At 60.3% G+C, this 13307-nt stretch carries 11 protein-coding genes; 1 reads left to right on the top strand and 10 read right to left on the bottom strand.

Annotated elements, in window-relative coordinates:
• The first annotated feature begins 81 nt into the window (after positions 1-81).
• The gene (locus HNQ99_RS11980; protein ID WP_184475896.1) at positions 82-540 is read left to right on the top strand and encodes a CBS domain-containing protein; all 459 of its coding nucleotides are present in this window, start codon (positions 82-84) and stop codon (positions 538-540) included.
• 5 nt (positions 541-545) lie between these two features.
• Here the strand turns inward: HNQ99_RS11980 and HNQ99_RS11975 are convergent, their stop codons facing one another.
• The 10 genes from HNQ99_RS11975 to HNQ99_RS11930 form a co-directional block, all read right to left on the bottom strand.
• Positions 546-2441, bottom strand: a complete 1896-nt coding sequence (locus HNQ99_RS11975; RefSeq protein WP_184475895.1) for an XrtA/PEP-CTERM system amidotransferase — start codon at positions 2439-2441, stop codon at positions 546-548.
• Between the two features lie 67 nt (positions 2442-2508).
• Positions 2509-4038, bottom strand: a complete 1530-nt coding sequence (gene xrtA / locus HNQ99_RS11970; RefSeq protein WP_184475894.1) for an exosortase A — start codon at positions 4036-4038, stop codon at positions 2509-2511.
• Complete coding sequence (locus HNQ99_RS11965; protein WP_184475893.1) at positions 4035-5279, bottom strand: TIGR03087 family PEP-CTERM/XrtA system glycosyltransferase; 1245 nt, start codon at positions 5277-5279, stop codon at positions 4035-4037. Before HNQ99_RS11965 ends, xrtA begins: the two co-directional genes overlap by 4 nt.
• On the bottom strand, positions 5276-6349 hold the full coding sequence (locus tag HNQ99_RS11960) for a FemAB family XrtA/PEP-CTERM system-associated protein (protein ID WP_184475892.1): 1074 nt from the start codon (positions 6347-6349) through the stop codon (positions 5276-5278). The genes HNQ99_RS11965 and HNQ99_RS11960 overlap by 4 nt, the downstream gene beginning before the upstream one ends.
• Complete coding sequence (locus tag HNQ99_RS11955; RefSeq protein ID WP_184475891.1) at positions 6349-7221, bottom strand: XrtA system polysaccharide deacetylase; 873 nt, start codon at positions 7219-7221, stop codon at positions 6349-6351. The genes HNQ99_RS11960 and HNQ99_RS11955 overlap by 1 nt, the downstream gene beginning before the upstream one ends.
• Before the next feature lie 28 nt (positions 7222-7249).
• Positions 7250-8422: an XrtA/PEP-CTERM system-associated ATPase gene (locus HNQ99_RS11950; protein WP_184475890.1), complete on the bottom strand. Its 1173-nt coding sequence runs from the start codon at positions 8420-8422 to the stop codon at positions 7250-7252.
• 34 nt (positions 8423-8456) lie between these two features.
• Positions 8457-10067 (bottom strand): porin family protein, encoded by a 1611-nt coding sequence (locus HNQ99_RS11945; RefSeq protein ID WP_184475889.1) that lies wholly within the window; start codon positions 10065-10067, stop codon positions 8457-8459.
• The gene (locus HNQ99_RS11940; protein ID WP_184475888.1) at positions 10064-11008 is read right to left on the bottom strand and encodes an AAA family ATPase; all 945 of its coding nucleotides are present in this window, start codon (positions 11006-11008) and stop codon (positions 10064-10066) included. The genes HNQ99_RS11945 and HNQ99_RS11940 overlap by 4 nt, the downstream gene beginning before the upstream one ends.
• Before the next feature lie 10 nt (positions 11009-11018).
• Entirely contained in the window at positions 11019-12536 is a 1518-nt protein-coding gene (locus HNQ99_RS11935; protein WP_184475887.1) for an XrtA system polysaccharide chain length determinant, read from the bottom strand.
• A gap of 46 nt (positions 12537-12582) precedes the next feature.
• Entirely contained in the window at positions 12583-13227 is a 645-nt protein-coding gene (locus tag HNQ99_RS11930) for an XrtA/PEP-CTERM system exopolysaccharide export protein (protein ID WP_184476014.1), read from the bottom strand.
• Positions 13228-13307 lie beyond the last annotated feature (80 nt).

Here is a 13307-nt window from a genome sequence, read left to right as displayed (position 1 = left end):
AGATTTTTCCGTTCATAGGTATTTTTCCGCATTGTTCCCCTCGCCGCAACGGTCCAAGCCTGCCTTATAAAGGAGAAGATAATGGCCACGATAAATGCAGGTCCGCGTGTCGCGGAGGCAATGAGCCAGGGCCTCTGGACGGCCGCCCCGGACATGACGATCCAACAAGCGGTCGAGTTCATGGCCGCAGAGGGGCTGGACATGCTGACGATAGAAGATAGCGGCGGCTGTGTCGCGGGCATCATTTCACGGGAGATCGCGACCGATGCAGCAGCCCGGAACATTGGCGATCTACCGGTGACGGCGATCATGGAGCCGTTGCGGGAAATCTGCCATCCAGGGGACAGGCTTGAACGGGCAAAAGCGCTTATGTCGGCGCTTGGCACCCATGATCTGCCCGTATGTGATAAGAACGGGCATCCGCTTGGCATCATTTCCTTCGGAGCCAAGTCCAACCGGAGCCTTTATCCTACCGCGATGCCGACCTCTTTCCGACCCACCGGCGCCGGAGGCAGCGGACGCTTTCCCACCCTCCACTAAGTTCGTCAGAGGCTGAACAATCCTTTTAACGAGCGGTCCAGCATCACCAACTGCCAAAGCAGGCGGCCATGATCGGCAAGTCCGCTCCTATGCTCCGCAGCGGCGGTCGCCATGACGTTGCGATCCAACCAGCCGGTCCGCGCCAGAGCCGAGCCTCCCGCAATCGCCGAGGCTTCATGCGCCAACGGTCCGCGGAACCAGTTGCTGATCGGTGTCACAAACCCCATCTTCGGACGGTATAAAATGTCTGTCGGCAAATAGGCTTCCATCGCCTTTTTGAGCAAATATTTGCCCTCTTGCCGGCGCAGTCGCATAGACACGGGAAGCCGTGCAGCAAACTCCACCAGGCGATGATCGAGCAGCGGCTCGCGCGCTTCAAGACCAACCGCCATGCTCATCCGGTCGGTCTTGGTAAGAATGTCGCCCGGAAGCCATATTTTCAGGTCAGCATATTGGGCCCGGTCCAGCGCCTCGCGTGCCGGGGCATCCCGCATCGCGCGAATATATCGGTCCTCCGCCCTGTGACCCTGAAGCGCGGTTCGAGCGTCTTCCGTGAACAAACGATGCCGCATCGATTGCCCCGTCACGCCCACGGATGCTGCATAAGCTTCCGCCCCGTTTTGGGCGAAGTTCAACAAGGTTGTCTTTGCTCGCAAAGGGCGCGGCGCCCAATCGGCCTTGGGATAGATACGCCCAAGCGATCCGAACAGAGGTCCTCGTATAGACTGAGGCACTAGCCGTCGCAGCCGCTCTTCGGCATGCTGAAACCGGTGCCGGCGATATCCGGAAAAAGCTTCGTCTGCGCCATCGCCCGACAGCGCCACCGTCACCGTTTCCCGCGCCAATTGGCACACCCGGTAGGTTGGCAAGGCCGAAGCATCCGCGAAGGGCTCATCAAAATGGCGCGCCAGCGTGTCGATGAGCGCATAATCGTCTGGCGATACGATACGCTTTCGGTGATCCGTGGCAAAGCGCTTGGCGATCCGCTCCGCATAGCCGCTTTCGTCCAAGTCATCGACATCGAAGCCGATGGTGCAGGTCTTCACAGCGCGTTTGCTGACCTCGGCCATGAGCGCCACGACAGAACTGCTGTCGACGCCGCCCGAAAGAAACGCGCCTAACGGCACGTCCGCCACCATACGAGAGCGAACGGCCTGCTGCATCAAGGATATCAGCTCTTCTTCAAGTGTTGCAGGCTTGGCGTTGGTCCGGTCAGCGAAGTTCACGTCCCAATAGCGGACGGGTTGCGGCACCGGCCGCCCGCGCTGGAGCAACAGCGTCTCCCCCGCGCCAAGCTTTCGCACACCTTTTACGATAGAAGCGTCGTCCGGAACATAGCCCAGGCCCAGAAAGTCCTCGACTGCTCGAATGTCCGGCTCCTTGCGCAGGAGGGGATGAGCCAGCAGTCCCTTCAACTCTGATGCGAAGATCAAGCTGCCGTCTGAGAGTGTCGTGTAATGGAGGGGCTTCACGCCCAGCCGATCGCGCGCCAACCAGAGCGACTGCTCCCGCGCGTCAAACAGACCAAAGGCAAACATGCCGTCGAAATGGCGAACGCATTCCGTTCCCCATTGCCGCCAGCCATGCAGAATGACTTCGGTGTCGCTGTGCGTGCGGAACACATGGCCCTTGGCCTGCAATTCGTCGCGAACCGCAGCGAAATTATATATTTCGCCATTGAAGGTTACCGCAAGCGCTCCGTCATCGGTCAGCATCGGTTGCGCGCCGCCGCCCAGATCAATGATCGACAGGCGACGATGACCCAGGCCAACGCCGTGGGCGGTCCAAACGCCCGATCCGTCGGGGCCCCTATGAACCATGGTATCGGTCATCAACCGCACCCTGGCCGGGTCCACCGGCTTGGCCGTTTCAAGGTGAAAAATGCCCGCTATTCCGCACATGCGAACAGGCTCTATGCGCAATTGCGGAGGTAAGAAACCGGCTTTACCTCTAAATGGCTAAAAATGTTTATTTTCTTCCGGCGCTGCGATCGGCAAGGCGGCTGATCGGTCCCAAATCATCCAGAAACGCGGCAATGGCTGCGTCGGCGGGATACCCCTCTCGATCTTCGGCGGATACCAGCACCGCCACCGCCCTTTGATCTCCGCCAATAATCCGGTTTTTCAAGCCAAACAGCTTCACATCCGCGGCGCTGCCGGTCGTTACCCCGCCCACATCGTAAAAGCTCACGACATCCCGAGTCACTGGGCCAGGGGCGACAATGCGATCCCCTGCCCCCCCGCGCGGCGCTTCGATGAAGGACGACCAGGCCCATTTGCTCTCGGGATCGACCGCGCCCTGACCAAATCCCACCAGCTCGCGCCCTTCCTCCTGCCGCGCATAGACAGCTATCGCCAGGTCAGCCTCCCGACCCTGCCGATCACGATAACGGCCGAGCAATTGATGATTGGCACCCGCAAAGCGCGGCTTCCAAGGATAGGAGGGCTGATAGTCCACGACGGTCCAGCCCGGCACTTGGGGCAGTGCTATACGGGCCGGAACTGTGTCCGAAGTCGCCGCAATGGCCGCCGACCAAAGTGGCGGAATGGCGATAAGGGCCAGCAAAAGCGGCAGAATGGTGGATAGTCGAGCAGTCTGACGCACCTCGCCTCTCAGATCCTCGACATTGACAGCCGCCTCATCCGCCCTGCGATCGAAAAGCGGCCAGCCTGCCGCCATCACAAGCGCCAGAATTACCGCAAAAAAAACCCAGCCATAGATCACATGATCGAACCCGACCGCAAAATCGGAACTGGTGCGATGCGCCACATAGATGGTGCCGAACGCCCGGATGCCATTGGCCATTACCGCTATTGATAGCGACATCAGCAAGAACACCGCCCGCCGCGGCCAGCTTTTGAAGCATATATTGCAGACCAGCACCGCATAGGCCGCCATGGCGATCAGGAACTTGGCCCCGGAGCAAGCCTCCGCCACCTCGAAATAGCCGGTGGGGGTTGTGATGAAGACGCCGTTCAAATGGGCAGGCACCCCCGACAAGTCCAGAAAGGCCATGGAGATGTGGGCCGTGACGGTTTGCAGCGCAGGAACAAGCTCCTCGCCAAAGGGGACCAGGAAGAAAGCGTAGAATAGCGGGAATGCCAATGCACGTGAAATCCGGGGTCCCAGCGCCGTTATCAACGCACCCTGCAGCATCACGACCAGACCCACATGGCGCGCCAGCGCCAAGCTGGCCGCGTCACCCATAAGCCAGGACAACCCGCCAACCGCCACCCAGATGAGGCCGGGCCACCACGCGACGGGGTTCAACGACCGTAGTTCGATCATCCGCTGATGCACCATCCAACCGATGATGAAAGGAATGAGCAAGCAATGACCGAATGTCGAAGCGTTCCACCAGATCGATACCATTCCAGCAGCGTCTTGATAGTAGACCGCAAGGCAAGCAGCCCATGCGAGGCCGAGCAGCGCGAGGTGTCGAGACCAATTGCCGCCCCAGAACCGAGCCAGGGGAGCAGGCGGAGCAATCGACGTCATGCGACCTGCACGCGTTCTGCAACAGGCTGGTGCGCCCCGGTAACTATCGCGGGCAGTTCGGCCAGTGTCGCGTCCCAGCTATAGCGCTCTTCCATTTGCTGGCGCGCCGCTCTGCCCATTCGGGCCGCCGCCTGACGATCATTCAGGAGCTTTATTGCCATTGCCACCTCATCGGCGCCGCACTTGGCCACCATGAGGTGGACCCCGGCCGTTGCATTGATGCCCTCAGCGGCCTGTGAAGAAGCGATCACGGGCCGGGCCATCGCCATTGCTTCAAGAACCTTGTTTTGTACGCCCCGCGCCAAACGGAGCGGCGCGACCACTATATCGGCGGCGGAAAGCCATCCCCGAACGTCACTGACCGCGCCTGTCACCTGCACTCCAGGCAAGGAAGCAAGCCCTTTGACCGCTACTGTCGGATTACGCCCTACAATGACGAAACGCGCCTCGGGGTAATGCTCGCGGATGTGAACGAAACTGCTCCGGGCGAACCCATCCACGGCCTCTATGTTCGGGCGATAGTCCATTTGTCCGGTAAAGACGAACAACGGCCCCGACCCGCGCTGCTCCACAGTTAGGGCGTCAAAGACGGCGTCCGGGCTGAAATAATCAAGATCCACGCCATTTTCGAGCGCCTTGATAGAATTTAGACCGAGCCCCGTAAGGTCACGGAACAGCTTCGCCTCCGCCTCGCTCACGAGCAGGCTCATGTTCGCCCGGGCGGCTACCTGCTGTTCAAATGCGAGAAGCTTCCGCCCTTCACGCCGGTTGATCCAAGCCATAGGACCGCTCTGCGCCTGCCCATAAGCCGCATATTTTTCCGAATCGACGTCCACGAAGTCCATGATGAAACGGGCAGAAGGCGGCAGCTTTGGCACATATTGGGCAGCTTGGCTGGAATAGGCGAACACAGCCCCTATCGGGCGCTCCATCAGCAATTCTGTGACGTAATCGTGCATTTTCGCGTAATCGAACAGCTCCACGGAAAGAGGACGACCACCCCACAGGCCGCGCAACGCCGCTGCCGCACGCCCCCTGTTGCGCAGGATGATCCTGCAGCTCGCCGCGACCTTCGCAAGCTCGTCTGCATGCGCCATGTCCTCTGCATCATCGGCAAAGGCGGCAATGTGAACCGGGGCGATTTGCGCCAGCCGCTTCACGATGTTCCACGACCGGATCTTGTCGCCTCGGTCGGGAGGAAATGGAATGCGATGCGCGATGAAGAGTATCTCTCCGATCATCCCAGCCCTCGCGCGATATAGGGGCCAATGCGGTTCGCCAGCGAAAGCGGCAGCTTTTTCCAAAGCATGATCTTCCGCCGATACTGAGGGCTTAGCGGGTTAACGTCGCGCATCTCATGCCCTTCAATCGCGCGCCAATGATAGCTTAGCGCCTCTGGTTCCCAGCCCCAGCTTTTCTTCCATGCTGCCGGGCCGGTTCCGACCTTTGAGCGGCCGAAGTCAAAGTAGCTATAGCCCCGCTCGCGAGCCAAGTTCATAAGCCGAAAATATGCGACCTCGTTGGACCGAAGCTGCCGCGCCGCTGGCGACGACCCTTGCCAATAGGGCATGCAGGCGTTCCCGTGGTAGAGGCTCAGGATTGACGAAACGGGAACGCCCTGGTGCGATACCAGGACAATATCGGCGTCCTGCCCAAAATCGTCGAGCACGGCTTCGAACAAACTGCGGGGAAACACCGGCGTGCCCAGATTATGCACGCTGCGCGCGAACAAGGCGTAATGTGCATCGCGGAATCGTTGGTCTCGTCCCACTTCGAACTGAAGCTTGTTGGCGAGCCCCTTGCGAAGCTCCGCTCTGTGTTTGCGGGGGATGGCTTGTAACTGCGCATCATCATCCGCTTCCAGCGCCTTGCGAAAGCCCAAATAGGCATCGCCTTTCGTTGTCCAGGCCTGGCTTGGCGCTGCCCCGCCGCGCAGTTCCGCCGTGGTGCAGCCAAGGTCTTGCGCCAGCACCCAAGCCGCTTGGGCTAGTTTGTCGACTTCCGTCGGATCGTGGGCCAGCGCACCGCCGCCTACAGCAAATCCGCTGGACACCAGAGCGCGACCAAACAGCCGCGAACGGACCTCCGTCAGCGGCAGGACGCCCTTGACCCCTCCGGTGAGGTCGCGCGCCACCAGATAATGGGGCGTCTGGCCTGTTCCCGCCGCAACCGCCTTTACCCAAGCAGGGCGATGAAACGGTGTGGAGTCTGGATGGTCCCGCACGAAGCTTTCCAGTTCCGCCACAATGGCTGCGTCTTTCAGGTCGGCAGGCATTACTGTGAGGACCGATGGACCGAACGGAGCGTTCATCAGGCGGCCTTTGACGAGGGGGCTGAAAAAGGAATGGCGTGTGCCCGCTCCTGCTCCAACAGTCCATCAATCCGCGTCCAATGAAAGTCGCCGGCTAGTTTGCGAAGCTTGGCAGCCATCGCCGACAGCCTACTGTAATGTCGAAGCTTCGACCGCAATGGCGCATTAGCCACGCGTGGCTGTGTGTCGTCAATTTCCCAGGGATGAAAATAGATGATCGCAGGGCGACCTTCACCATTAACCTGCCGGATCGCCCATTTCGAAAAGCCATAGGGCAGCAGCCGGAAAAACCCTCCGCCCCCGGCCGCCAAAATTCGCCCACCGAGCCGGGCCGTAGTTACAGGCAGTTCTACCAGACCGCTCCCGGTGACTGGAAAAAAGGCAAAACGCGGTGCATCCGGCCAGCCATAATGGTCATGCCTCACCGCCGCGACGCTGCTGGAATAGGCATAGCCTTCCTCCGCCAGCACGACGTGCGCCCAAGGCGTCCGTGCATCGATGGAAAAGCTCGGCGCACGATAGCCCGTCACACCTTGACCCGAAGCATCTTCAATCAGTTGACGAGATTTTTTCAGATCCTGCCTGAATGCGTCGGGAGTGAAGGTGAAGACGCGCTGATGGTCATATCCATGATTAGCAATCTCATGCCCAGCTTCGGCAACACGCCGGATGAGTGCCGGATAGCGCTCCGCTATCCAACCCAGAATGAAGAAAGTGGCCTTGACGCTGGCTTCGTCGAACAGCGCCAGCACCGCATCGCAATTCCGCTCCACCCGGCATGGCAGGCGATCCCATGCGTCGCGCAGAATCGTACGCTCGAAAGCGCCTACCTGGAACCAGTCTTCGACATCCACGGAAAGGGCGTTCAACATTTTTCCGGGCTAGGCCCTCCCTGCCAGTTCAGGCGGCTCTGCTGCCACGCAGGTAAGCGACGTCCTTCTCGTCCCGCTCGACCCAGTCGACCAGCAGTGCAAGCATCTGGCGGATGGCCTTTTCCTGCTCCTCCAGTCTCGATTCAAGATTGGAAATGCGCTGCAAGGCCTGATCGACGCGAGAATCGCTAACCGTTGACGCGCGGCCTGTGCGTGGCCCTTCAACGGCCTCCCGAAGCTGCTCGACTTCAGCTTTCAGGCTCGCTGCCTGACGGGGCGCAGGCTGCTCCAGCGGCGGGGACGGCGCAGTCCAGACCTGCTCGATCTCTTCGGCTGGCTGGGGCTCGGGCACCGGCTCGGCGACCACAGCCATCGGCGCAACGGGCTCATCGTCCTGCGCCATGTCCGCGATTACCGCGTTCACCACCCCTCCGTCGATCATTCCCAACTTGTCTATTGCGCCGAGCAGCAGCACCCGGCTGGCAAGCGCATTGATCCGGCGGGGAATGCCGTCGGTCTCCTGATAGACCCTGGCGAAGGCGTCTGCCGTAAACTGCGGATTGCCGTTCCAGCCGACCAGCGATAGTCGGTGCAGAATATAGGGTTCAACCTCATTAGGCATCATCGGGTCCAGATGATGCGTCGCGATCACCCGCTGACGAAGCTGCTCCAATGCCGGAGACGTCCTCAATGTTTCTCTGAATTCGGGCTGCCCCAGCAGAAATATCTGCAAGAGAGCCTGTCCGCCCAACTGGAAATTGGATAGCATGCGCAATTCTTCCAGAGCCGAAATCGGAAGGTTCTGCGCCTCATCCACGATCAGCAGCGATCGTCGCCCCGACCGTGCCTGCTCATGCAGCCAAGTCTCGATCCTGCCCAGCAGCATGGCCTTGTCCGCGCCCTCCGCCGCCACGCCAAAGGCCTGCGCTGCCAAGCGAAGCATATCGTCTCCGCCCACCTGCGTGGAAACGATCTTCACCGCCGTCAGCCGCGATGGATCGATCGTCGCCATCAAATGCCCGACCAGCGTCGTCTTCCCGGCACCGATGTCGCCGGTGATCACGATAAAGCCTTCCCCCTGCGCCAAGCCATAGCCCAGATAGGACATCGCCTTGCGATGCGTGACGCTCTCATAATAGAAATGCGGGTCGGGGGTGAGCTGAAAGGGCCGTCCCGTAAGTCCGTAAAATTGATCGTACATGCTCACTTCTCCGCGATGCGAGAGTCCGGATAATTCAAAAATCGTAACGAAGGCCTAACTGTGCGAGGGCAGATATCGTGCTTTCGAAGCCATCCGCGTCCACGCTGTCGATGCCCAGCGCCGCCGTGCCGCGCAATCGATCAGTGAAATTACGATAATAGCCTGCGGTTGCGCCCATATTGTAAACGTCGATGGTGCCTAGCGCCGCGCTGTCAAAATAATTGGCATATAGCTGCACATCGATGCCGGACTTTTCGTCCAGCCGTCGGGCGGCGAACAGGTTCAGATAATAATTCTCATCCAGCGTGCCGTTGACCCCCGCGAAAATGCCCGTATCGGGAGCGATGAACTTGCGCCGCGAATATCCCATCGCCACGCCATAATCCCATCGGCCCGAACGGCTGCTCAGCTGCGCTGCTACTCCGCGGTGCCGGAAATTGGCGGCACTGATCGCCTGCAGCACATCGTTGAAACACACCCCGCCACCCTGCGTGCCAAAGGCGCAGCCGGCAAAATCGCCGCTGAACGGATTGCTCGCCACAGTGAAGCTGGTCGGCAGGCTGGAAAGATTATCGTTGATCTGCCGCCCGAAGCTGCTGATCCCATCATAAACGGCAATTTGCAGACTGGTCCGTTCGCTCGGACGATAACTTAGCGCGCCCGTGTAGGTCATTGAACCATAGCGCCGCCCGACATGTACCTCCAGCGACGTTCGGCGGCTGGGCCGCCACATCACGCCCGCATCCCAGATAAGGCCGTCCTGATCATAGGTCAGTTCGCGTGGAGAGCTCTTGTCCGTCTGGAACCGGCCTTTGCTATCCACCACCGGATTGCCTCCGGCGTCGAGCAGTACGTCCCGCTGGCTGATTTCGATATCTTCATAACCCACGCCCCCGACAAGCGCGACATGACCTGATACGGGCACGGTGACGTCGGCGCGGACATGCCTGCCTTCATAACGCTGGTCGAGCTGATCGGAATCTTCCCGGTCGTAACCGCCGCTGACGGACCAGCCCAATGGTCGTCCATTGGGCTGCATGCCAACCGCGACCTGCGCGCTATGGAAGACGCTGTCGTCATAGCCGCCCAGCGTCTGCACCCCGGCAGGGGTAGTGACATCCGTGTCGCTATCGACCCGCGAATAGCCCAGGCGATAAGCGGCATTGACGCTGAGCTCCCCGACATGGGTCGCAAGGGTCGGCCCGGCATAGGCCGAATAGATCTGGCTGACATTATCGCCGACCAAGGTTCCGTTGGCTCCGCCCAGTCCGTCGGTCCGGGCGCGCGTCGCTATGGCGCCGCCTTCAAGGCTTAGCACATCACCAACAAGGTTCACCCGGGCGCGGGCGAGGCCGCTCACTACATCTTCGTCGCCAAGGTCGTTGTTCCAGGAGAAATGATGCTCGTAGCGCAGGTTCAACTGCCCTTCCGCATTGCGCGACTGGATGCTGGTATCCACTCCCACAGCCACCGAGCTATAGGTCAGAACGTCGTCGCTTCCGCCCTTCAAATCGGTGATGAACACTTGATCCAGTTCGATATAAGGCGAAACGTCCGTACGCTTGCCCGCCCAGGCAGGCGACGCCAGCCCAACCAGTAACAGCGCGGCCCCCGCCGTCGCCATTTGCCCCCATCGAAATGTCATTTGCCGCCCTGCCCATAATAGGTTCCGAACCGCCGACCACCGGGCGAGTATTTCACGCCATTCAGCAGCAGCTGGATATTGTCGCATGCCGCAAGCAGCCCGACGGCGTCACGCAGCGCATCTTCCGTCGTTTCGTCGGCGCGAATGACAAGCACCGCCTGCCCCACATGGCGCGCCAGCGCGGTAGCGGGCGAAGCCGCCAGAATGGGCGGAGAATCGAAAATGATGAGGCGATTGGGATAAGGCGCCGTCAGCTCATCGAGCACGCTTTCCGTACGGGCCGAGGCAAGATATTCGGTATCCGCATTGGTTTGACGCCCTGCGGGCAGCACTGACAAACCGGGGATATCGGTGCGGATGACGCAGTCCTGCACATCCACCTGCGGATCGGCCAGCGCATCCATCAGTCCGGGCCCGCCGGCGAGGCCAAGGGTAGAGAGCACGCTAGGCTTGGCGAAATCAGCATCGACGAGTAGCACCTCGACGTCTTTCTCGGCTGCGATCGACAGTGCCAGGTTGACCGCGCAGAACGTCTTGCCTTCCCCCATATGTGCCGAACAGACCAGGATCCGTTCGCCACGGGAAATCTTCTCCGCATGCTTGCTACTGGTGGCGGCAACGAGCAGTTGCCGCTTGATAATGCGAAATTCTTCGGAAAGTCCGGTGACCGGACCATCGGGCAATGCAAAACCGTTCTGCAAGAGCGCGCCCCGATCGACTGGCTGCACCGCCCCATCTTCGTCATGACGACTTGGACGAAGATTGGGATCCAGAGCCGCAGAGGCGGGCGATATTGCCGTCGCAAGCGAGGCTTCGTCTTTAGGTGCTAAGACAGGCGCAACCGGAGCGCTTTTCCCGCGCAGCGCCTCGGCAAAATCATACACCTCGGCGGCGCGTTCCAGAAGCGAGCCAGTGCGCTTTATCGGGCTATGTTGATTCATGTCATTCCCTTCAGGCCACCAGGCCGCGCTGGATGAATTCCACCGCCACCAACAAAAGGCAGACCGCCACCAATGCCCCGCTCGCGCCTGCGAAGAGACGCAGCTTCTTGTGACGCAATTCCCGATGAGCAGACGTCAGTGTCTCGGTCACCGCGCCGAGAACGGGCAGGCCGGTCAGCCGCTCCAGCCGCGTCGCAGTAGGATAAGTTGTACGAAGCTGCCCCTTGGCAAAGGCCGCGCCAACACCGCCTCCGATGCCGACCACAAGAACGGCGAGCAGCAGCAAGGGCCGATTGGGAGCGGCCGGAGTTCGCGGGCTGCTCGGCGGGTCGATGATCCGGAATTGGACGGCGTCGGTCTCTGTCTGCACGTCGCCGCGCAGACGGATATCCTCCCGGTCGGCAAACAGCTTGTCATATTGCGCCTTCAGCACGTCATAATTGCGGCTGAGTTGCGCTTGTTCTGCGGCCACACCTGGCTCGTTAGCCTGTTTTTCGGCCAAACGCTGCATGTCCGCCGTCAGTTGCGCCTTGCGCGCCGCAAGCGCCGACACCGTCGCCTGCTTTTCGGCCTGCATACTGCGGATGGAAATATAGGCCGGATTGGGGGTGCCGCCTCCGCTGCCACTACCGCCCGAGCCCATGGACTTCAGGTTAGCCAATTGGCGTTTGAGGGCGATCACATCGGGGTGATTATCGGTCCAACCGCGCGCGCGCGCCGAGGCCAGTTCCGCCTGAGTAGAGCTGTAAGCGCCACCTCCGCCGACACCCGGGGTCGCAATCGTCGCGGGAGTGGCGGCCAATTGGCCATTCATCGCAGCCGAAGCGCTCTGCGCCGCCACAAGCTGCGATTCAATTTGGTTCAACTCCTGCCGCGCTGCGTCCATGCGCTCGCTCATCGAACCTGTGCCAGGCAGCAGGCCCAAATATTGCTCCTCAAACTCCATCCGCTTCTGCTCGGCTTCCTGGAGTTGCCGCTCACGCTCCGCCAGCTGAGAATCCAGGAATTTCAGCGTCTGGCTGGTCTCGGCCCGGTCGCCTGCCAAATTTTCCTCGACAAAAATATCGATCAGCTTCTGAACGACGGCGGTCGCCATCTTGGCATTCGCGGCGTCCGACATACCGCTGTCAGACGAAATCGCCGTGATTTCGAACAGATTATCCTGTTGCGCGACCACCTTGATGTTGGTCCGCAGCATTTCGACCTTACCCGCCATATCGCGCGGACTGGCGACGCTGAGGCTGAGATCCGTGCCGCGCACCACCTTTTCCAGATTGACGGCGGAAGTCAGCGTCTGCCGAACACGGTCCACATCCTTTTGCTGCTCCATGGGCGTGATACCCATCTTGCCGGGCAGGATCGATTGCATCTGCACGAAAATGCGCGCGCGCGATTCATAGCTGTTGGGAATGATCGCAACCACCAGCCAACCGACCGCGCAAATCGCCCAGGCCATTCCCAGGGCCAGCCAGCGCCGGTTCCAAACGCTATGCGCCGCAATCAGGATTTCGTCATAGATATTGTTCATAACTTACTCAAAATCCTGCCCAGGGTTGGTTCAAGATCATGCCTGCTCAAAACATGCTTTCAGGAATGATGATGACGTCGCCTGGCTCCAGCCGAACATTCGCGTTGCTCTCACCCTTTTTAAGAAGGTCGCCGATCCGCAGGGCATATTCGGCTTGCTTTCCCGACCCCTTGTCGAACCGGACCAGCCGCGCCTTGTTACCCGCCGCAAATTCCGAAAGCCCGCCAACCGAAATCATGGCGTCAAGCAGCGTCATGTTCGCGCGATAGGGTATGGAAGCCGGCTTTTCCGTTGCCCCGACGATGCGGACCTGTTGGGAAAAGGTTCCAGCAAAATTGTTTACGATCACGGAGACAATGGGCTGCTGAATATATTGCGTCAGCTGCTGCTTGATGTCCTCGGCGAGCACTGACGGCGTTTTGCCGACCGCGGGCATGTCGGTAATCAGAGGCGTTGTGATGCGCCCGTCCGGCCGCACTTGCACCTTCGCGCCAAGCTCAGGGTTGCGCCAGACGAAGATTGTCAACTCGTCCAGGGGGCCGATGATATATTCCTCGCCCGGCCCCTCTTCGGTCGAAACGAAGGAAGCGGCTGGCAATTGCTGGCCTCCGCCCGTTGACGAGCAGCCGGAAAGCGCCACGGCACCCAGGCCAACTGTCCATAGAAAAGCAGATTGCCGCAACACACGCATGATGTTCACCCTCACTTGCCCGCACGCGCGGATCATCGCGGGCAGCGACAATCCGCACAGGATTTCAAACCGCTATGCCG

This window comes from Rhizorhapis suberifaciens, assembly GCF_014200045.1.
Taxonomy (GTDB): Bacteria; Pseudomonadota; Alphaproteobacteria; order Sphingomonadales; family Sphingomonadaceae; genus Rhizorhapis; species Rhizorhapis suberifaciens.
This window is presented reverse-complemented; position numbering and strand designations above follow the sequence as displayed.